Genomic DNA, 20,459 nt, shown 5'->3' with positions numbered 1-20,459 from the left:
ATGACACGTGAATGCTGCTAACGCAACTAGGAGTTGCAATGGAGTTGGGTTCCTCCGGACCCGCCCGCCCGGTCGGTCGCGGCCGCAAGGCGCAGGCGGCGGTGCGCGCCGCTACCCTCGCCGAGTTGCTGGACCGGGGATATGCCGAACTGACCGTCGAGGGCGTGGCTCAGCGGGCCGGGGTGCACAAGACGACGCTCTACCGGCGCTGGAAGGACCGCGAGAGCCTGGTCGTTGACGCGCTTGCCGAGCACTTCGCCACCGACATCCCCACTCCGGACACCGGCGCCGTTGAGACCGACCTGCAAGCGCTCGCGCGGGCGCTCGTGCAGAGCATGACGGGCCCGGTGGGCAGGGCGGTGCAGACCGCGATGTACTCCGACGCCGGCCGGCTGCCAGAGGTCGCCGAGGCGCGGCGGCGGGTCTTCGCCGACCGGTTCCGGCGAGCCGAGCCCGTGGTCGCCCGCGCCATCGAGCGGGGCGAACTCCCCGCAGGGACCGATCCGGTCGAGCTGTTCAAGACGCTGGCCGCTCCGATCTACTTCCGGTTGCTGGTCAGTGCCGATCCGGTCGAGGAGGGCACCGCCGACCAGGCCGTGCGGATCACACTCGCCGCCGCCCGCGCCGGCGTCCTGTCGCAGGGCTCCGCCGTAGCCGTCAAGGCGACCGAAGCGGACGCCGGTCAGGCATGAAGGACAGTGTGCTTGCCCGACGCGTACAGTGCCGCCAGAAGGGCGTCCAGGCCGGTAGTCACACACAGGCCAACGGGCGCCCTTCGCCATGGTCGCGGCCGGCACAAACATCGGACTCATTCATCTAGGGCTGAAGGTCCCCCGCGTGCAGCCGGCCCAGCACGTCGACGCGTGCTGACGACGCCAGATCACCCAGCCAGTGGTTGCCTTACACCGGAGTCGCCCTGCTGTGCGCCAGCAGTGCGAGCGCCGCTGGGGAGTGCTCAGCCGGCAACAGAAGATGGATGCACAGGCTGCCGATCGCCCCGGCATGGGTTGCCGCTGGGAGGTGCGCGACCAGCGCGTCATCCGTGTTCGTGACGGTGGAGCCATCGTGGCCGATATCTCCACAGGCGATCTCGGCGTCTTCGCCTGTGCCCTCGGGGGTGAGGACGGCCGCACCCTGTATCTGTCTGCGGCGCCGTCCTTCGCGGAACACCAACGCAAGAACACCCGCGACGCCGTGCTGGTGTCCTGCCGTGTTGATGTGCCGCGCTGAGATGCCGTCACACGATGACAAATGCGCTGCATGCAGCGGAGGGCAGCGGTCCTTCCCCTCTGCCATAATCCGCGTAACTCGGGGGCTGTCATCCGCCGACGTCCCAGTATCAACGGAGGGCGACCGGGATGAGCCGAAACAGCCCGCTGCGGCGTTGGCCGCTGGTGGGGCGCGAGACCCAGCTGAAAGACTTCGACGAGGTCCTGCAGGACCCCCGCAGCGCCGGATTCCTGGTCTTCGGGCCGGCCGGGGTGGGCAAGTCCCGGCTGGCAGAAGAGTGCCTGGACCGTGCGGTCGGAGTTGGGCACCGCGTCGGCCGGGCGGTTGCCACCGCGGCAGCGGCTTCGGTTCCCCTGGGAGCCGTGGCCCATCTGCTGCCCGACGGTGCCGACCTGTCCGACCCGGTATCGGGGTTCGCCAGCGTGGCCAGGCTGCTGTCGCGGCCGGGAGCGGCACGATCCCGCATGGTGATCCTGGTCGATGACGTCCACCTGCTGGATGCGACCTCGGCCATGCTGCTGCGGCAGCTGATGGATGCCGGGGTGGTCTTCCTACTGGGAACGGTGCGGTCGGGGAACAGCGAGGCGGTGGCGGTGGCCGCGCTCGGGCACGGGGACGCTGTGCGGCAGGCGGACCTCGCCGGGTTCGGCCGCGAGCAGGTCGAGACGCTGTTGGAACAGGTCCTGGAGGGGCCTGTCGGAACGAACGCGGTCAATCAGCTGTTCACGACCAGTGGTGGCAACCCCCTCTACCTGCGCGAGCTGGTGGTGGGGGCGGTGGGCGCCGGAGTGCTGACCTGCGACGGCGAGATCTGGGATATGACCACGGACCGGCTGCCGGGCACGCGGCGCCTCACCGATCTGATCCGGTCCCGGCTCTCCGTCGCCCCAACTGCCGGCCTACAGGTGCTGCACGTCCTGTCGCTGTGCGAGCCGCTGTCCCTGGGCCGTCTGGAAATGGACGCCGAACCCTGGGTGCTCGACCAGTTGGAACAGTCGGGACTGATCGTCGTCGTCCAGGAGGAACGACGCACCGCCGTCCGGTTGGCCCACCCCCTCTACGGCGAGGTCCTGCGCGCCGACATGACGGCACAGCGCCGCAGGGACACCTTGCTGCGGCAGGTCCATGTGTTGCAGAAGAGCGGTGCTCGCCGCCGGGAGGACGCGATCCACCTCGCCACCTACAAGCTCGCGGCTACCGGCACGGCCAACCCCGCTCTACTCGTCCGCGCGGCAGTCCTCGCCGCGCACGCCCGTGAGTACCCGCGCGCGCTCGGTCTCCTCCGGGCGATCCCGCAGGAGCACCGCAGCTTCCAGATCCAGCTGCTGCTGGGGAAGACGCTGTATGAAGCAGGCGACTTCGAGGCGGCCGAGGATGTGCTGTCCGAGGCCGACGCCATGGCCACAGACGAGGAGGAAGTCCTGCCCGCAGTGTTGGTGCGGACGCAGAACCTCATCTGGGGGTTGGGGGCACCCCACGAGAAGGTTCTCGACGTCATCGAGGCCGCTCGTTGCCGGGTCAGCAGCCCCCTCGGCCTCCGCGCCCTGGCGGTCAACGAAGCCGCCGGCGCCTTCGCCGTCGGGCAGTTCGGGCACAGCCTCGCCCTGTGCACGGGCCTTGAACCGGACGCCGCGCAGGCACCGGACGCGCAGATGTGGACGATGGCCGCCACGACCAGATCGGCGGCGCTTGCCTTCCTGGGCCAGGGAGAGGAGGCAGAGGACTGGGCCCGACGGGCCATCGCGGCCAGTGCGGCCGCCGCCGACCAGGCGTACGTCGCCGTTACGCACGAGGCAGCGCACCAGTCCATCCTCGCCTTGGCCTTGACGGAGAGCGGCCGTCTGGCCGAGGCCCGTGCGGTGGGCGAGCGCGCCTTCGCGGGCCTCGTCGACGCGGAGGTGAACACCGAACGCCGGCTGCTGGCATTCCATCTGGGCCGTGGCGCATGGCTCGCCGGACACCCTGCGCAAGCCCGCCGCTGGTACGCGGAGGTCGCCCGGGCCTCACGCCCCCACACCGCGGTCGTCCTGCCGATGGCGCTGGCGGGCCTGGCGGCCGCCGCCGCCGTGCAAGGCGATCTCGAAGCGGCGGAAGCGGCCCTGACCGAACGCGGCCGGCTCCCGTGCCCGGTGTACTGCCCCGAGGAGGAGCTGGGCCAGGCGTGGCTGCACGTCGCGCGAGGTGAGCTGACCCACGCCCGAACCGTCCTGAAGGCGGCCGCCCAGGAGGCGTTCGAGCATGGGCAGACCGCGTTCGAAGCCATCCTGCTGACCGATCTCGTTCGGCTGGGAGGAGCCCGCGAGGCCGCCGGGCGGCTGGCGGAGATCGCGGCCGAGTGCACCGGGAACTTCCACCAGGCCCGCGCCGACCTGGCCACCGCATGGGCCGCACAGGACCCCGACGGACTGCTCGCCGCCACGGACGCGCTGGAGGCGATAGGAGCGGACCTGCTGGCGGCCGACGCGGCAAGCACCGCTGCCGCACTTCTGAGGGAGACCGGGCAGACCCGCCTGGCCAACGCCGCCGCCGTCCGCGCCGAGGCCCTCGCGGCCCGCTGCGAAGGAGCCAGGACCCCCGCTCTCATGGCGCGCGAGGACGTCGTGCGGCTCACCGGGAGGGAACACGAGATCGCGCTGCTCGCCGCCCGGGGCATGCTAAGCAAGGACATCGCTGCCAAACTGACCATCTCCGTCCGTACCGTCGACAACCACCTGCAACGCATCTACGCCAAGCTCGGCCTCACCACACGAAAGGAGCTGGCCGACCGACTCCTCCCCTGAAGCCCGTCCCGCGCGGAAACCCGGGTTTGGACCCCTGATCCGCGGCGCTCGCTGCGGGACGGACGCGGGCCTGGCCGCTCAACCGAAGCCGGAACCGACCGACCGGGTGTTCCTCGCCGCACTGTCGCGGCTGCTGCACGGGTAGCGTGATCAACCCCGGTGGGGCCGACTGTCGGGCCGTTCCATCTCTTGGCCTGTTAGTTGCGCCTTCGGAAGCCGAAGACCGGCCACAGACTGATCGGGATGAGCGAGGCGGCGTGTGCCCAGTGCTCGAACAGAACCGGCGGCCGTACTTCACTGATCAGTTGTTGGGCCGCGGAGGCACGTACGGCACCCGCGAGTTGCACGAGTTCGTGGGAGCGGCGCACGACGCTGATCGCGCGGATCTCAGCCAGCGGGTTGCGGCGGTGACCCGTTGATCACCCGGCAGGACCGGGGATCGATCACGGGACGGCAACCGACGGGACACCGGCGTTGTCACCTGCGGCCGCCGGGGACGCCTGCCCCGTGTACCAGGCAGCCAGGTGGTCCTGTATCTCGGCGTGCCGGAACTGGTAGATCGGTCCAACGGCCCGCAGCAGGCCGAGGCGATGGGCGTCGTCCAGGAACGCCATCAGCCGACGGGGCAGCCGGCCCGTCGCCGCCAGACGGCGGGTGGCCGCCAGGTAGGCAAACCACGCCCGGTGCCTTCCGAACACCAGCCCGTTCACGAACCCGGAGACGGATCCGAACACGAAGGCGAACATGAGGCCGATCCAGAGTCTTTCTTCGAACCCGCCCTGATACGCGATCCCGATGTAGTCGGTTCCGAACAGCACCCCGGTCGAGATCCCGACCGCAATGCCGGACATACCGGCGCACAGGAGGTTCAGGGCGCGGTCGGCCCGCCAGTTGACCGGTGGAGTACTTGCCCTTGCTTCCGGAGTCGGGGTTTCTGCCCAGGAGACCACCCCTCTCGCGATTCCGACCACAGGACCGGCCCAGAGTCCGACCGCGCCTCCGAGAACCAGCGCGTCGCCGAGTCTTTCGCCGGGCGCGCTTCCGGACTCGAAGAGGTAGTCCGGCAGTTCGGTCACGAACACGACCGTGGTCCCGAGCACGGAGGCGAAAGCGAAGCCCGACGCGATCTCGACGGCGAATCTCCGGAGCAGCAGGTTCAGACGGCCGCGGAGGCGGAGATTGAGGAAGCCCGGTTCCTCCCGCGCCCAGGCACCGGCCGCGACCGCGGCTGCGGGGCCGACCAGGAGCCCGACGGCGAATCCGATCGGTATCCCCGCGAACACGACGGCCGTCGGCCCGTTCTCGAATATCTGTCCTTCCATGGACGCGCCCACCCCCGTCAGCGCGGTGAGGAGCACGATCAGGACCGCGAAGGCGAGCGCGGTGAAAGCGCCGAAGGCGATACGGGTGTTGGGGGCGAGAGCGTTGGTGTTGCGGGCCAGTTGCCACCAGGCGAGGTCGCGGGTGCTACTGGTGTGGAGGTAGTGGGCCAGGAAGCCCAGCCATCGGCGGACCTGGTCGGGGTCATGGCGAGTGCTCGGGCGGAAAACCTCGGTGGGGTCTTCGCCGGGCGGACGGGTGTTGATCAGGCTGCCGACGAGGTGGTCGAACAGGTGAGCTCGCAGGGCTGGGGCGTCGAGGAAGCGGTCGGGGTCCAGCAGCGGGGCAGGATCGGCACCAGGGAAGCCCCACCCTTTCGGGCCAAAACACACCGCTCAGCTGACGGCAGCGCCGAACCAGTTGGGTAGCTTGCTGAGCAGATCCTGCTGATCCTCACCGACCCACGCCACGTGGCCGTCCGGCCGCAGCAGCACGGCGGGCACATCCAGTTCCTCGCTGACGTCGACGACGTGATCGATCCGGTCGGCCCACCCGGCGACCGAGAGTCGGCCGGTCTGGTCGAGCAGCAGTCCGCGGCCGCCGTGCATCAGCGCGTAGAGGCGCCCCCGCTTCAGCCCCACGTCCCGCATCCGCCGGCCGAGCAGTTCATGCCCCTCGCCGAAGTCGTAGCGGATCCCGATCGCAGTGATCTTCTCGATCAGGTACCGGTTCACGTCCTCGAAGTCCATCAGTTCTGACACCAGCCGGCGCACTGACCGGGGACCCGGCTCCGTGGACAGCAGCAGCATCTGCGCGCGGGTGTTGTCCAGCACGTCGGCGGCCACCGGGTGTCGTTCGGTGTGGTAGCTGTCCAGCAGCCCCTCCGGTGCCCAGCCGCCGACCTCGGCGGCCAGTTTCCAGCCGAGGTTGAACGCGTCCTGGATGCCGAGGTTGAGGCCCTGCCCGCCGGTCGGCGGGTGGATGTGAGCCGCGTCGCCGGCCAGCAGCACCCGGCCGGTCCGGTAGCGCTCGGCCAGCCGGGTGGCGTCGCCGAAGCGGGAGAGCCAGCGCGGTGAGTGCGCGCCGAAGTCGGTACCGGCGAGCTTGCGCACCTGCTGCTTCAGCTCGTCCAGGGTCGGCGGGACCGTGCGGTCCTCGGCCACCCCGTCGGCGGGCGCGACGAGGCGGTAGACCCCGTCCCCGAGGGGCACGGCGCCGAACCGCTTTTGGGTCTTGCGGACTTCGGCTATTACGGCGTTCAGCGTCTCCGGCGGCGCGGTCACCTCCACCTCGCCCAGCAGCGTCTCGACCCGGGTGGGCTCGCCGGGGAAGCCGACGCCGAGCAGCTTGCGCACCGTGCTGCGGCCGCCGTCGCAGCCGACGACGTACCGCGAGCGCAACTGCGTGCCGTCGGCCAGCTCGACGGTCACCCCGTGGTCGTCCTGGCTCAGCCCGACCACTTCGCAGCCGCGCCGGATCTCGACGCCGAGCCCGGTGGCGTGCTCGGTCAGCAGGCGCTCGGTGGTGGTCTGCGGGATGCCGAGGACATACGGATGTGCGGTGTCCAGCCGGTCCGGTGACGGCTTGGTGATGCCGGCGAAGAATCCACCGACCGGGTACTGCTTGCCGAGCGCGAGGAAGCGCTCCAGCAGACCGCGCTGGTCCATAACCTCGAGGCTGCGCGCGTGCAGGCCGAGCGCGCGGACAATCCTGGTCGGCTCCGCGTTCTTCTCCAGCACGAGCGCGTCCACGCCGTGCAGCCGCAACTCGCTGGCCAGCATCACGCCGGTCGGTCCGCCGCCGGCAACGATCACGTCGATCATGAAAACCCCCCACTCAACAAGGTTGCATTTCGGCCAGCTGCTCCGCGCAGTCCGGCGGCGCGCACATCCGCACCTCCGCGCCGAGTGCCCGCAACCGCACCGCGAGTCCCACCGGCGGTTCGATGTCCCGCGAGACCCACGTCGACAAGAGCACACGTACGTCGCGAATCCCTGATTTCCGCAGGTTCTGGCTTCGGCCGGAGATTCTGCAGCACGACCCGGGTCTTGCCGCAAGGCCCCAGGCGCGCCATAAATTAGACATGGCAAGGAGTGGGTAACCTCCTTGCCTTTGTCTTTTGTCGTCCGCTGTGGACGGACAAGCTCCTCCCGAAGTGGTGACGCGCCGCGTACGGCGATGCCGGCGGTCCAGGAGGATTTCCCATGGGCCTGGTTCTTCACCCTCTTCAGCAAGGCTGACTCGAACGTCGTCGAGAGCGCGGCCATTCTCATGGAGTTCGTCGTCGCGCCGCACGAGCGCTGGGCGGAGCTCGCCGCACGCATGCACGGCACCTAGCACGCCGCCGATGACACCACCGCTGCAGCTCGCTCTGAGCCGACACGGCCTCTCAAGGTGGTGTGGCACGCCGCCTTAGAGGTGGCATTTCAGCATCGCAACACGCCCGGGCGTCGCGCTGCGCCCGCTGCGACTGCTGCTGACACTCCACACAACGTGGTCAGCGGTCACCTTCAAACAGTGGCCACAACAGCATCGGCAAGGCGTACTACTTGGCGGCCCACGGTTCTGTTGCAGCCAAGCCTGATTCGTTGATCGTCAAGGCGCTGGAGCGCAACTCAAAGGCGGCGATCGCCCGGTACTCGCTCCGCGACCGCGAGCGGCTCGGGCTCCTGCGGGTGAAAGACGGCGTCCTGATCCTCCACCAGCTGCTGGCGCCGCCAACGAGGTCCGCTCCCCCGCTGCCGTCGCTCCGCCGGAAGGGAGCGTGCCCGATGACGAGCTCCAGAGCGCGCTCGACCTGACCGACACCCTCACCACCGTTGACCTCGGCGGCCGCACCGACCACAACACCGACGCTCTCGAGAAAGTCATCAACGCCAAGCTCGAAGGCAAGCGACCTGCCCCGGCAGCAGAGGAGCACGCACCGCGAGCTCCGGTGGTCCATCTCCAAGTGCCGCGCTAAGGACGTGCCCGGGTGCCGCCAGCAACTCGTTGACGTCGAAATCCACGAGCCATGCGGCCAGGGTCCAGGCAGGATGCCCTCTGTGAACCATGTTCTGTGCGGGCTCGCTGCCAATGCTGCCCTGCCGTCCGAGTTGGTCGACCGGCTGATCGCGGTCGCGGACGCCGACATCGCCGCGGACCTCGCTGGTCGCGGGGACCTCAGCCATGCGCAGGCGGTTGCGTTGGCCTCGCGCGTCGAGGAGAGCGCTGTACGGCTTGCGTACGAGGGCCGGCTGACCGCCGCCGACATCGATCCCGCGGCACAGCCGCACGCCGCCCTCGCCTTGCTCTACGACCGTGCCGGCAGCCCGGAGTGGGCGCGCCTCCTCGCGGCAGATCCGGTCTTTGAGCGCCGGGAGAAGCTGGCTGCCTGCTCCGGCCTCCCGTTCGATGTGGTGGAGACGCTCGCCGCGGACTCGGACGTACGGGTCGTCGCGGAGCTCGCGTTGTGGACCACGCCGGAAGTGGCCGCCATGCTTGCGGGGCATCCGCATGCCGAGGTCCGCCGCGCGGTGGCGGCCAACGAGGCGACGCCCCCGGCCGTACTGGCGGCCCTGATCACCGGCGAGGGGCTGCCTCCCGCGCAGCGGTGCCTGGTCTGCGACCGCGAAGAAACGCCGTTCGTGCACGATCCGCAATGTCCGCGGCTCGACTGCGATCTGCCGCCGGGTGCCTCCTGCGACGGCGCCCACGAGTCCACCATGCACGACATGCAGCAGGCGGCACTGCGGAACCCGGCCACACCCACCAAAGCCGTCGTCGGCTTCGTCGACCATCCTTCAATGCTGTTGCGCTGGGCGCTCGCCGCCCGCCCCGACCTGCCCTCGGAGGTGTGCGGACGGCTCGCCGTAGATGCCGCTCCCGGTGTCCGCGCCGACCTCGCCGAGAATCCCGCGATCGACGACGCCCTGATCCGCGCGCTGGCCAGCGACCGTGGCCACGACGTGCAGCGCAGGCTTGCACACAACCCACACGTGCCACTCGACGTGCTCACCCACCTGGCCGGCGCTACCAAGATCGGCGCCACCCTGCTGCCGCGGATCGCCGCCGCATCTCCCGCCGAGGTTGAGGAGCTGGCTCAGTCGCCGAACCCTGACACGCGGATGCTCCTGGCCCAACGACGCAATCTGCCGGCCGAGATCCGCGACGCGCTGGCCACCGACCCCGATGCGAAAGTGGTCAAGTCCATCGCTCCGCACCCGGGCCTTTCCGAAGCACAGTTGCGTGCCATGGTCGACCGGCACGGAGTCCGGGTCGTCTCCAAGGTGGCGGCCAACCCGGACGCGACTCCGGCGCTGCTGGAGGACCTGACCCGGCATGAACCATCGGTGCAGAAAGCGTTCCGCGAGGTCGCCCGGCATCGCAATGCGACGGCCCCGGCGCTGCTCGCCTGCTTGGCGGACAAACAGGCGAGGCCAATAGCCGCCGGCCATCCGGCACTCCCCCCGCCGGTCATCGTAGAGCTGCTCGCCGACGCCGACTGGCAGGTGGTGGAAGCGGCGGCCGCCAACCCGTCGCTGCCACTTGCCGTGGTATCGGACCTGGTGCCCTAGCACTCCAGCGAGAAATCATTGTCTGAGGAGCGCAACCGCACCGGTCAACTGAGACTGCTGTGGGAGCTGGAAGACCATACGGACCCGGTGAGCGGTGGCGGTGCCGCCGGGCCGCCCAAGACCATGTCCCGGTACTCCGTCGACAACGTGCCCGTCGGAGGGACCGACCTCCTCCACGGCGCCCCACAACCGCTCGACGGCGGCCTCGTCATGGACGGAACGCCTGGTGCGCGGCGCTGGCGGAGCGGTCGGTGTACCGAGCAGGCGAGTGAGTTCCGTTCCCGCTGTGGGCGGCCGTCAGCTGCCCGCCTTCAGCACCGCCGCCACCAGCGGACCCGTCGACTTGCCGCCCCGGCCGCCCTGTTGGACCACCGCCGCCGCGGCGAGGTCGCCACGCCATGCGGTGAACCAGCCGTTGGGCTTGGTCTGGCCGTCGACCTCCGCGGAGCCCGTCTTGCCGCCGATGTCCGAGCCGACGCCCGCCATGGCCTCCGCGGCGGAGCCCGAGGTCGCGGTGTATTTCAGGAGTTCGAGCAGCTGCGTCTGCGCGGACGCGTCCAGCTTGCGCGCGGCCGTCGCGAGCGTGCGGTCGTCGACGTCGGGCGAGACCAGGTACGGCTGCCGGAAGACGCCCGTCTTGGCCGTGGAGATGATGGATGCGACGTTCAGCGGGTTCATCCGTACCCCGCCCTGCCCGATGAGCGACGCCGCCATCTGCGCATTGCTCTGCACCGGCACGGCCCCGTCGAAGCTGGACACCCCGATCGACCAGTTGTTGAGGCCGAGCCCGAAGACCTGCTGGGCCTGCTTGGTCAGATCGTCGTCGTCGAGTTTCTCGGCCTGCGTGATGAAGGCGGTGTTACAGGAGGCAGCGAAGCTCGAACGGAACGTACCGTTCTTGATCTCGAACTTCTCCACGTTCTGGAACTTCCAGCCCCCGTACGACGCGTACTTGGGGCACGGATGCGACTTGTCGATCGACGCGAGGTCCTTCTCCAGCAGCATCGACGACGTCACGATCTTCATCGTGGAGCCGGGTGCCAGGGACCCCTGGAGCGCCGTGTTGAAGCCATGGCTCGAATTGGCGGCGGCGAGGATCTCACCGGTCGACGGCTTAATGACGACTATGGACGCCCGCTTGCGCTCACCCACTTCCCGCTCGGCGGCGGCCTGCGTGGTCGCGCTGAGTGTGGTCTTCAGTGTCCCCGGCGTGCCATCGGACAGCGTCAGCAGCGTCTTGTCGTGGGTCTCGTCGTCACTCTCCCCGCTCTTCCCCGAGCCGTCGTCCTTCTGCGAGGCGTCCGCGCTGTCCCCGCGGACCACCCGCAGTTCGATCCCCGCCGTACCCCCGGCCTTCTTGCCGTACTTCTCCCGCAGCCCGTCCAGGACGGTGCCGAGCGAGGGGTAGTTCGCCTCGGTGAGCTCCGCGCCGTCACGGTCCACTGCCTTGACGGGCGGGTTCCCGGCCTCATCGGTGACCAGGGTGTCGCCCTGCTTCAGGTCCGGGTGCACGACGGACGGCTGCCACCCGACGAGTGGCTTGCCGTCCTTCGCCCGGCGGACGACCGTGAGCTGGGAGTCGTAGGCCAGGGGCTTGCTCTTGCCCTTGTACGAGACGGTGCCGGAGACCTTGAACGTCACCGTGGCGCCGGACGCCTCGCCGCGGGCCAGCGTCACATCGTCGATGTGCGCGTTCTTGCGGAACCCGGTCAGCGCGGTCTGCGCCGCCACCGTGTCGTCGGTGTACGCGGCGGCCTGCGTGGCGTTGCCTCCCTGCCACGCGGTGAGGAATCCGTCGGCCGTGGCCCGGACTTCCGCGGCCGTCACCGGGCCGGCTTTGAACGTCGTCGCAGTGCCGCCGGCCGTCGTGTCCTCGTCCGCCGTGGCGCCATACATGCTGTACGCGGCGAGCCCCGCGCCGCCCACGACCACCGCGACCACGCCTCCGATCAGCGCAGGGTGCGTTCTCCTGCGCGCGGCGCGCCCTCTCTTGCCCACAAGTCCTCCGCCGTTCGCCGATCCCCCAGCTCCTCACCAAGAGGTCCCCCACACTAGGGGCGGCAGATGTGCGGCCGCTCCTCAGCCCCCGCCCTCAGCCCCCGCGCGGACAACCGCCGCCACGATCGGACCCGCCGCATCGCCGCCGTGGCCGCCCTCCTGGGTCACCGCGGCCGACCGCGACATCACCCCGGGCGCGATACCCCGGGCGAAGTCGGACACCGGCAGCTCGGCGGTTTTCCCTTGGGGGCCACGACGATGCGATTGCCGGCCACATCGGCCACCACCGTGCACAGGGTCATCAGCGGGTCACCGTCGGCGGCCGTGCGATGGACTCCGTACGGCAGAGGGGCACCGGTGAGGGCGTTCAGGAACCATGCGCTCGACGGCTGCGACCCTGGCGTGGTCGTGGAAGACCGACAGCGAACCGCACGGGCAGGTCCCGCCACGAGACACTGTCCGCAGTACCGCGCCAGGCTCCGCGCCAGCCGCGTATCGCGCTGCGTGCCCATCAGCTTCCCGTCCGAGGGGCGGATGCCGGGCTGCCGGACCCGAGAACGTGCCCGTCCTCGGCCCGCCCGGGCGTCGGCGCACGGCCCTGCGGGAGACGCCACGCCGGGGTTGCGGACCGCACGTCCGCCGGCAACCCCGGCGCGTTCTTGCGACCGCGGGCCCGGAAACGTGCTCCGCGATGGTTCTCCCGGGTGGTCATGGGAGCGGGATCGCCCGGGGTGGGTAGTCAGCACCTCTGTGCCACGCGTCCTTTCCCGTACTCGCCCCTCCACGGAGCCGTCGTGAAACTCGGAGTCTCGACCTTCATCACCGACCAGGGCATCAGCCCGACCTCGCTCGGAACCGCGCTTGAGGATCGTGCTTTCGACTCGTTGTTCATCGCCGAGCACACCCACATCCCGGTGGACCGCCAGACGCCCTACCCGGGCGGTGGTGAGCTGCCGGAGATGTACTACCGCACCCTTGACCCCTTCGTCGCCCTGACCGCGATCGGTGTGGTGACCGAGCGGTTGCTGCTGGGCACCGGCATCGCGCTCATCCCGCAGCGCGACCCGGTCATCACGGCGAAGGAGGTGGCCTCCCTCGACCTGATCTCCGGCGGCCGCGTGATCTTCGGCGTCGGTGTCGGCTGGAACCGTGAGGAGATGAGGAACCACGGCACCGACCCCTCCACCCGCGGCCGGCTCACCGACGAACGGCTGCGCGCCATCAGAGAGCTGTGGACCGCGGAAAAGGCCGAGTTCCACGGCGAGTTCGTGAACTTCGATCCGGTCTACGCCTGGCCCAAGCCCGTGCAGCGCCCCCATCCGCCGATCTACGTCGGCGGCGGCGAGGGCGCGTTCCACCGGGTGGCGCGGCTCGGAGACGCGTGGCTGGCCAACAGCCTGCCGCCGCAGGAGCTCGGTCCGAAGATCGAGCGGCTGCGCGCCCTTGCCGATCGAGAGGTGCCGGTGACGGTGTACGCGGTTCCCGACGATCCCGAGCAGATCGAGGGCTACAGCCGACTGGGGGTTGAGCGGCTGCTGTTCTACGTCCCGACGATGCCCGAACGGGAGACGCTGGAGTACCTGGACCGGCTGGCCCAAGTCGCTGCCCGGTACCGCTGAGACGCTTGAAACCGCTGCGCCCCGGGAATGCGGGACCGATACGAAGATCCGTAACCGCCATAACCGCAGTGACTGCCGAAAGGGGTTCGATGCCCGCTCTGACGAGCGCCGAGGCACAGGAGCGGTTCGCAGCGGCGCGCATCGCCCACCTCGCCACGGCGGACACGACGGCCCGCCCGCACCTGGTGCCGGTGGTGTTCGCCCTGGACGGCGACACGGTAATGCTGGCCGTGGACCACAAACCGAAGCGGACGACGCGACTCAAACGCCTCGCCAACATCGCCGCCAACCCGTCAGTCTGCCTGCTCACGGACCACTACGAGGAGGACTGGGACCGCCTGTGGTGGGCCCGGGCAGAAGGCAAAGCCCGAGTGCTCCCGTCACCGGACCAGTCCCCCGAGGCCGCCCGCTGCATCCGGCTGCTCACGGCGAAATACCCACAATATGCCGACCGGCCACCCGGCGGACCGGTGATCGAAGTCTCGGTCCTGAATTGGAGCGGCTGGCGCGCGTCGTGAGCCGCATGCAGGCCCGCGCCGGTTCATGAGCGCCGTCGGCACGGTTGAAGCCGGGGCGAGGTGGGCTACCGTGCCGCGCCGCCGTCCTTCCCGGTGGTACCAGGCCCCCCGCTCGCTCCGGCGCCGGATGCGGCCGGTACTACGCGTGCTCCAACTGCGTGTCGGCCCCGAGGAGGAGGAACCGCACCAGATGATCTGTTGCAAGGGGTTCAGCGTTCGCCCATGTGCAGGAAGGCGAGCGCCTCTTGGATGTTGTGCTCGACGATTCCCCTCATGAACTCGCGGTCGGGGAAGTCCCCGTCAAGGAGCCGCAGTGGTCCGGCGACGAGCGACAGGCGCATCGCCAGCGTGTAGAACGTCAGACGCTGTTCATCGAGGTCACTGTGGTCCAGCCACCGGTAGTGCTCACCGAAGCGCAGTCGCAGGAACGCGTGCTCCCACTCGACATCGAAGAACATCAGTCCTTCGATGTCGATGAGGACCGGCTGCCCACGCCGGTCCACCAGCACGTGGTCCGGCCCGAGTTCACCGTGGATGAGCCCGTACTGCGAGCGTGGGCGCACAGCCGCAGCCTGTTTGCGAACTACAGTCTCCAGCTGGTCGCGGGAACGCGTTATCCGCGTGTCGCGAGACGCTGCTTCGGTGAGGTCGTCGAGCGCGCGGTCCAGGACGACCTGCTCACATGAGCTGCCCTCAGAGGCGCCGCCCTTGTCGATCAGGGCGACCTTGCCGAAGCGTGGACCCTGGTGCCGCTGCATCGCACCGAGTGCCTCGGCGAGTCGCGCCATGGTCGGTCCCACGCTGCGCGGGTCCTGGCGGAGCAGTGCTTCCAAGTTGTCGCCGGGCACGTCCTGGACCACGGCGACGTCCGCCGGGTAGTGGCTCTTGCTTCGGTCTGTCAGCCGGATCCGGGGCGTGCGGATTCCGAGGGTGTCCAGATGCCGGTGGGCGGCCTCGAAGAGTTCGATGCCGGAGGCGGGCGAGAACGGGTCGGCATGGTTGTCGGCGTCGTCGGCCCGCATGGTGGGCCAGTAGCTCTCGGCGTCGTCCCAGATGTAGACGATCGCAGTGGATTCATCGTCGAAAGTGAGGCGGTACACGCCCTTCTTGCTTCCACCCCGGAGTCGCGATATGCCCAAGAGGCGATGCTCGGCACCCAGAGCTGCACGCGCGACGCCTTCCAGGTCATCCCGTGTGACAAACCTGCGTACCGTGTCCATGACTTGCCTCCCCCCATGCATCGACTGCGCGGTCCCCGGTGCTGGAGCAGGCGCTGTCGTTCAGGCACGCCACCGCAGAAGCGACCGATCCTAAGCGATACCTGCGCGCATGGACCGGGCCACAGACGAGCACATAAGGTCACTGACCGACCGTTCGCGCCTCCGACCTGCGGTTGGACATGGCAACAGTCGAGGGGCCCAGGGGGCCGACACTAGATCCTCACGGCCGCTCGCGCCGCATTCGCCGAACCCCGGCGCTCAGGTGTCGATGGCCGAGATCTCGCGGCGCGCCGGGGTCGGCATGGCGACGCTCTACCGCAATTTCCCTGGCCGCCGAGAGCTCCTGGAAGCCCTCTACACCGACGAGGTAAACGCCATCTGCGAGGCCGCCGAGACTGTCGACGGCGAGACGCCGGGAGCGGTGCTCATGGCCTGGCTGCACCGGTTCTTCGCCTTCTCGACCAGCAAGCGCCACATCGCCTCCGAGCTGCTGGCGCACTTGGACAGCAGCAACCCCGCATTCAGCGACAACCGCGCCAGGGTGCTCGCCGCCGGCCGACCGCTCCTCGCCGCCGCACGGCGTGTCCAGGAAGAGGATGCCGGTGACGCGTTCCAGGACGACTCGGCCGGCGTTGATCTGGGTGCACAGATGCAGGCCGATCAACAGGGTCCGGACTGAGAGCTTGCGGGGGCGTCCCTTGCCAAGGTGCATGAACTCCTGAAGCAGAGGAACGAGACTCCGCGCTGAGTGACGGACGTCGGGGGCCCGGAGGGGGATGACTTCCGGAGAGTCGAGACCCACGCCCGCGCCCAGGGCCAGAAGGGTCTTGCAGCCCCAGCGAAGTTCGTCGGTGGGCTGACCTCCGGCCCATCCCCATAGGTCGGCAAGCTCCTTGGAGCTGTAGGGCTGAGCGCGGTAGATCCGCACGCCGCCAGTACAACCAGTTCCACCGGAGCTACGTTGAACCGCTACCCGCGCCCGGCACTCGCACCACCAGATGACCGCCCCCCGACACAGCCGCGCCACCAGTAGCTCCGGGCCGGTCCCGAGGAGCCCGCTCCCGGATGGCCCGTTCCGGCCTGCTGCGAACGGGTCAGTGCCGGGCCCCGTTTCCTCTTCGGGGATGTGCGCCGGACTTACGTTGGGCACGGCACGCGCCCCTTCGCGACCTTCCGTCTCCGCGTGCCGCCGCACTGACCGCACGGCGGAAAGAGGCATCCGGGATGACGCGCAGCTCCGAACACCGCAGGTGGTCGGCGGCAACAACCCAAGGCAGACTCGCGGTGGCGGCATGCGCCGCCGCCGGGCTCCTGACAGTGACGGCGTGCACCGGCACCACGACGCACGCCCCGCCGGCGGCCGCCGCCCCGACGCCCTCCCCCAGCACCTCGGTCCGTGAACTTACCCCGGCACTGTCGTCGCAGCTGGACAAGGCCGTCCAGCAGACGCTGAAGCAGGCGGGCGTGCCCGGGGTGACCGTGGGGCTGTGGCTGCCGGGCAAGGGCACGTACGTCCGCTCGTTCGGTGTGGCCGACAAGGACACCGGTGCCGCCATGTCGGAGAACCTGCACGTGCGGATCGGCAGCGGGACCAAGACGTTCACGGTGACCGGGCTCCTGCGGCTGGTGGACGCGGGACGGGTCGGTCTCGACGACCCGATCTCGAAGTACGTGGACGACGTCCCCAACGGCGACCGCATCACCCTGCGCCAGCTCGCCGAGATGCGCAGCGGACTGTTCTCGTACAGCGACGACCCGGACTTCGACAAGGCCTTCCTCTCCGACCCCGACCGGAAATTCACACCGCAGCAGTTGCTCGACTACGCCTTCAAGCACCCTCCGCTGTTCGCCCCGGGGCAGAAGTTCAACTACTCCAACACGAACCTGATCCTGCTCGGCCTGGTCATCGAGAAGGTGAGCGGCCAACCCCTCGGCGACTTCCTGAAGCAGCAGGTCATCGAACCGGCCGGCCTGCGCAACACGGTCTTCCCCAAGGGGACCGAGTTCCCCGATCCGCACGCCCAGGGCTACACGGTGCAGACACCGAACGGCGAGGTCGCGAACGCGACGAACTGGGACCCGTCCTGGGCCTGGGCCGCCGGCGCGATCATCTCCGACCTGCAGGACCTGCGGAAATGGGCGCCGATCCTCGCGACGGGCACCCTGCTCGAGCCCGCCACGCAACGGCAGCGCCTGCGGATGCTGCCCACCGGCTACCCGGGAACCGCGTACGGGCTCGGCATCTTCACCACCAACGGGTGGATCGGGCACAACGGCTCGCTCCCCGGCTACGAGTCGGTGACAGTCTATCTGCCCTCGGCCAAGGCGACGTTGGTGATCCTCACCAACGCGGACTTCATCTACAAGGGCTCCGAGAACAGCACGCTGTTCGCTCAGGCCATCACCCGCATCGTGACCCCGGACAACGTCTACGCCCTGCCGCCGTCGGCGCCGTCCTCGCCGTCGCCGTCCCCGTCCGCCTGAGGCGCCGGCCGTTCGGCGCGTTCGGGTGGGAGCACGGCCTGGAAGTAGCCGACGGCCCGCTGGCGCCGTTAGCGGAGCTGCTGGTTGACGGTCAGCATCGGGCCGTTCTCGTCGGCGACGGGGGTCGCGATCTCGCGTACGTACGGGCGCGCCGCGGCGACGGCGGTGAGCATATGGGAGGGCAGTGGATGCAGAACGAGCGGCGGCCCTACGGCGAGGAGCTCACCGAGTTCGCCACCGGCAACTACGGGGCCGACTCCGCCGCCCTCGTCGCGTGGGTCGTGGATCTCGCGGACCGGCACGGCCGCAAGTGGCAGGAGCAGGCCAGCGCGGAGCACCGTCCTCCGCCCTCGCCTGGCAGCAGCGCATCGGGGGAACGATCGCTCCCGAAAAGCAGGCCGCCCGGCAGGTGCGGTTCGACGTCGACGGCGGGACCGTGACCGGCGGCCGCGAGGGCGAGCGGTGGCATGCCGTGCACGAGGTGCCCGTCGACGTCGACACCTCGGACATGTCCGAGGAAGACGCCGAGCAGATCGCCTCCAGGAACGCGGTCCAGGAGCTCCGTTGCCGCGTCAGCGCGGTTGCCGGGCAGCCGCTGTGCGAGGAGCTCGCCGCCCCGCTGGCCGGCTTCGGAATACCCCTCCTCCGTACTGGGAACGCCGGATGTCGTTGAGTGCGGATCCGACTCGAGCGGCCTCACCTGGGCGGTGGGAAAAGATCTTGAAGTGCGCGGGAAACGATCTCCGATGGCTCGGTGCTGGCCCTGATCAGCGCATTCGTCGGTGGCCCAGCTCGTCGGCCTCGACGGGTTCCACGCCGTCGAGGCCGACGAATATGGCGCCCGCGTCCGGGTGGTACTCGAGACGGCCGACGAGCAGACCGGGTCGGATCTGGAGACGAACGCGCGCGGTCTCGACGATGTCCGAGCCTGCGGCGTGCGAACGAGGTCGAGGTCATTCCAGGACCGGTAACGACCAAGCCGCCGGACCAGGAGTGCCTGCGGGATTAGGCGCTCAATGCGTGTCGCTCACACCCCCACCGCAGGTACGAAGAGAGACCGTAAACGCTCCACCGGCTGTGGCCGACAGGCCGGCCGCCGCTCCCCAAGACCTGCACCGAACCCCAACAGAAGTGCATACAGGCAGGGCGACACGACCAGACCCGGCATGGTCCGCCGGACAGAACCTAACCGGGAGGACGGCCAAAGACCGGCCGTGCCCAGACAGGCGGATCCGGGGCCGGCCCGGGGTGCTGCGCAGCTGCGACACCCCTGGGATCCACCTGTGTCGGCGGATGCGAACCCCTGCCGACACCGCTCGCGGTGGCACGCAGAGCCGCCACGAACTCCAGGCAGGAGCCGTAACGGTCGTCGGGAACCTTCGCCAGGGCCTTTGCCAGAACGCTGTCCACCGCCGACGAGATCCCCGGCTGTCTCTCGCTCAGGGCAGGCGGCTGATCGTACTGATGCGCCCACAGCAACGCCATGTCCTCATCCCGCTGGAAAGGCGGCCCACCCGCGAGGGTTTCGTAGACGACGCAGGCAAGGCTGTACAGATCGCACCTGCCATCCACCGGGCGGCCCGAAATCTGCTCCGGTGCCACATAGTCGAGCGTGCCGACGAACTCACCCACCTCAGTGAACCCGGTCAGCGACAGCGACTTCTTCGTCAGCCCGAAATCCGTGAGATAGACATGCTCAGGGTGATCACTGTCAGTGCCCCGGGCAACCAGAATATTGCCGGGCTTGACATCCCGGTGCACCAAGTCGTGTTCATGGGCCGCATCAAGTGCCGACGCCACCTGAGCGGCGATACGCAGCGCAGTCGCAACCGGCAACGGACCGTCCCGGTCGAGCAATGCCCGCAGGTCCAGCCCCGAGACATAACGCATGGCGATATACAAGACACCATCCATCTCACCGGCCTCAAAGATCGGCACGATATGAGGATGGTCGATCGCTGCAGCCACACGCGACTCGTGCGTGAAACGGCGACGGAAGGTGTCATTACGGGCCAGCTCCGGGGCAAGCAGCTTCAGCGCAACCGTACGGTCAAGACGCAAATCCCGTGCGCAGTACACAACGGCCATACCCCCACGACCGATCTCACGCTCCACCCGGTAACCAGCAATCTGCGCCCCGATCAGACCTGAAGCCCGACCCGAATACAGACTCATCCCATCCGACGCCGCCATCACACGCCACCACCACCCAACCGTGCGACAGCCGCGGGACAGACACACCGACCACCAGCCGGATCACCGAAGCGGACGACCCTCCCCCGCCCGACATCCCACACGCCGACCCCGCGGTGCCCGCTCGAACCCATCGCCGCGCAACCCGAACCGGCCCCGAAGACACACCCCGGCGCAGCCGAACCAACAGGCCACTCACCCACACCCAAATTCTATCCACTGACCCACACAACTGCTTGATCAAAACCAACCCCGATCCCACAGCCGGCCACCAGCCACTCACGTCCCGTCACCGTCCCCGGGCCGCAGCCGAGGCACCACACCGCGACTGCCTCCCTCCGGGAAGCCCACCGACGCCGACACCAACCACCGACGCCCGGCGACGGGCGCTCGAGGTGAGCGTCCTGGGCCGCCGACGGGTCTCCTACGAGCCGACCCGCCTCTGCCTGAGGGGTGGCGGGGAATGGGCTGGATCCACCGCACCGTGGCCTCCCAGCCGTTCACCGACACGATCCAGCGGCACATCCCCGGCGTCGTCGAG

The 20,459-nt window shown here is 69.2% G+C and carries 20 protein-coding genes; 13 read left to right on the top strand and 7 right to left on the bottom strand.

Going from position 1 to position 20,459, the window contains the following annotated elements:
- The first annotated feature begins 38 nt into the window (after positions 1–38).
- The 3 genes from ACH492_RS27880 to ACH492_RS27870 all read left to right on the top strand — a co-directional run bounded on the left by ACH492_RS27880 (position 39) and on the right by ACH492_RS27870 (position 4,010).
- A complete protein-coding gene (locus ACH492_RS27880; RefSeq protein ID WP_398990420.1) occupies positions 39–692 on the top strand; it encodes a TetR/AcrR family transcriptional regulator in 654 nt (217 codons plus the stop codon).
- A gap of 229 nt (positions 693–921) precedes the next feature.
- A complete protein-coding gene (locus ACH492_RS27875; RefSeq protein WP_398990419.1) occupies positions 922–1,230 on the top strand; it encodes a hypothetical protein in 309 nt (102 codons plus the stop codon).
- Between the two features lie 128 nt (positions 1,231–1,358).
- Complete coding sequence (locus ACH492_RS27870) at positions 1,359–4,010, top strand: LuxR C-terminal-related transcriptional regulator (RefSeq protein WP_398990418.1); 2,652 nt, start codon at positions 1,359–1,361, stop codon at positions 4,008–4,010.
- 197 nt (positions 4,011–4,207) lie between these two features.
- Here ACH492_RS27870 and ACH492_RS27865 read toward each other — a convergent pair whose 3' ends face one another.
- From ACH492_RS27865 to rox, 3 genes are all read right to left on the bottom strand, one after another.
- Positions 4,208–4,378, bottom strand: coding sequence for a hypothetical protein (locus ACH492_RS27865; protein ID WP_398990417.1), 171 nt, complete (start codon positions 4,376–4,378; stop codon positions 4,208–4,210).
- 75 nt (positions 4,379–4,453) lie between these two features.
- The gene (locus ACH492_RS27860; RefSeq protein ID WP_398990416.1) at positions 4,454–5,722 is read right to left on the bottom strand and encodes a hypothetical protein; all 1,269 of its coding nucleotides are present in this window, start codon (positions 5,720–5,722) and stop codon (positions 4,454–4,456) included.
- 3 nt (positions 5,723–5,725) lie between these two features.
- Positions 5,726–7,153, bottom strand: a complete 1,428-nt coding sequence (gene rox / locus ACH492_RS27855) for a rifampin monooxygenase (RefSeq protein WP_398990415.1) — start codon at positions 7,151–7,153, stop codon at positions 5,726–5,728.
- Positions 7,154–7,508: 355 nt separating this feature from the next.
- Here rox and ACH492_RS27850 point away from each other — a divergent pair, with 355 nt between their 5' ends.
- The 4 genes from ACH492_RS27850 (at position 7,509) to ACH492_RS27835 (ending at position 9,886) form a co-directional block, all read left to right on the top strand.
- On the top strand, positions 7,509–7,667 hold the full coding sequence (locus ACH492_RS27850; RefSeq protein WP_398990413.1) for a hypothetical protein: 159 nt from the start codon (positions 7,509–7,511) through the stop codon (positions 7,665–7,667).
- Between the two features lie 194 nt (positions 7,668–7,861).
- On the top strand, positions 7,862–8,131 hold the full coding sequence (locus tag ACH492_RS27845) for a Ku protein (protein WP_398990507.1): 270 nt from the start codon (positions 7,862–7,864) through the stop codon (positions 8,129–8,131).
- Positions 8,095–8,292 carry a hypothetical protein gene (locus tag ACH492_RS27840; protein ID WP_398990412.1) on the top strand — a complete coding sequence of 66 codons (198 nt, stop codon included), beginning with the start codon at positions 8,095–8,097 and terminating at the stop codon, positions 8,290–8,292. Before ACH492_RS27845 ends, ACH492_RS27840 begins: the two co-directional genes overlap by 37 nt.
- Positions 8,293–8,374: 82 nt before the next feature.
- Positions 8,375–9,886, top strand: a complete 1,512-nt coding sequence (locus tag ACH492_RS27835; RefSeq protein WP_398990411.1) for a hypothetical protein — start codon at positions 8,375–8,377, stop codon at positions 9,884–9,886.
- 297 nt (positions 9,887–10,183) lie between these two features.
- Here the strand turns inward: ACH492_RS27835 and ACH492_RS27830 are convergent, their stop codons facing one another.
- Entirely contained in the window at positions 10,184–11,884 is a 1,701-nt protein-coding gene (locus ACH492_RS27830; RefSeq protein ID WP_398990410.1) for a penicillin-binding transpeptidase domain-containing protein, read from the bottom strand.
- 794 nt (positions 11,885–12,678) lie between these two features.
- Between ACH492_RS27830 and ACH492_RS27825 the strand changes: the two genes are divergently transcribed.
- The gene (locus ACH492_RS27825; protein ID WP_398990409.1) at positions 12,679–13,503 is read left to right on the top strand and encodes an LLM class F420-dependent oxidoreductase; all 825 of its coding nucleotides are present in this window, start codon (positions 12,679–12,681) and stop codon (positions 13,501–13,503) included.
- Positions 13,504–13,592: 89 nt separating this feature from the next.
- A complete protein-coding gene (locus tag ACH492_RS27820) occupies positions 13,593–14,021 on the top strand; it encodes a TIGR03668 family PPOX class F420-dependent oxidoreductase (protein WP_398990408.1) in 429 nt (142 codons plus the stop codon).
- Between the two features lie 209 nt (positions 14,022–14,230).
- Here the strand turns inward: ACH492_RS27820 and ACH492_RS27815 are convergent, their stop codons facing one another.
- On the bottom strand, positions 14,231–15,241 hold the full coding sequence (locus ACH492_RS27815; RefSeq protein ID WP_398990407.1) for a phosphotransferase family protein: 1,011 nt from the start codon (positions 15,239–15,241) through the stop codon (positions 14,231–14,233).
- 268 nt (positions 15,242–15,509) lie between these two features.
- Between ACH492_RS27815 and ACH492_RS27810 the strand changes: the two genes are divergently transcribed.
- Positions 15,510–15,920, top strand: coding sequence for a TetR/AcrR family transcriptional regulator (locus tag ACH492_RS27810; RefSeq protein ID WP_398990406.1), 411 nt, complete (start codon positions 15,510–15,512; stop codon positions 15,918–15,920).
- A 545-nt stretch (positions 15,921–16,465) separates the two neighbouring features.
- A complete protein-coding gene (locus ACH492_RS27805) occupies positions 16,466–17,725 on the top strand; it encodes a serine hydrolase domain-containing protein (protein WP_398990405.1) in 1,260 nt (419 codons plus the stop codon).
- A 68-nt stretch (positions 17,726–17,793) separates the two neighbouring features.
- Here ACH492_RS27805 and ACH492_RS27800 read toward each other — a convergent pair whose 3' ends face one another.
- Positions 17,794–18,027, bottom strand: a complete 234-nt coding sequence (locus ACH492_RS27800) for a hypothetical protein (protein ID WP_398990404.1) — start codon at positions 18,025–18,027, stop codon at positions 17,794–17,796.
- Between the two features lie 8 nt (positions 18,028–18,035).
- Between ACH492_RS27800 and ACH492_RS27795 the strand changes: the two genes are divergently transcribed.
- Entirely contained in the window at positions 18,036–18,398 is a 363-nt protein-coding gene (locus tag ACH492_RS27795; RefSeq protein WP_398990403.1) for a hypothetical protein, read from the top strand.
- 109 nt (positions 18,399–18,507) lie between these two features.
- Positions 18,508–18,696 (top strand): hypothetical protein, encoded by a 189-nt coding sequence (locus ACH492_RS27790; RefSeq protein WP_398990402.1) that lies wholly within the window; start codon positions 18,508–18,510, stop codon positions 18,694–18,696.
- A gap of 214 nt (positions 18,697–18,910) precedes the next feature.
- On the opposite strand, the gene ACH492_RS27785 is transcribed toward ACH492_RS27790, so the two are convergent.
- Positions 18,911–19,918, bottom strand: coding sequence for a serine/threonine-protein kinase (locus ACH492_RS27785; RefSeq protein WP_398990401.1), 1,008 nt, complete (start codon positions 19,916–19,918; stop codon positions 18,911–18,913).
- Between the last annotated feature and the right edge of the window lie 541 nt (positions 19,919–20,459).

Source organism: Streptomyces sp. NPDC019443, assembly GCF_044389785.1.
Taxonomy (GTDB): domain Bacteria; phylum Actinomycetota; class Actinomycetes; order Streptomycetales; family Streptomycetaceae; genus Streptomyces.
This window is presented reverse-complemented; position numbering and strand designations above follow the sequence as displayed.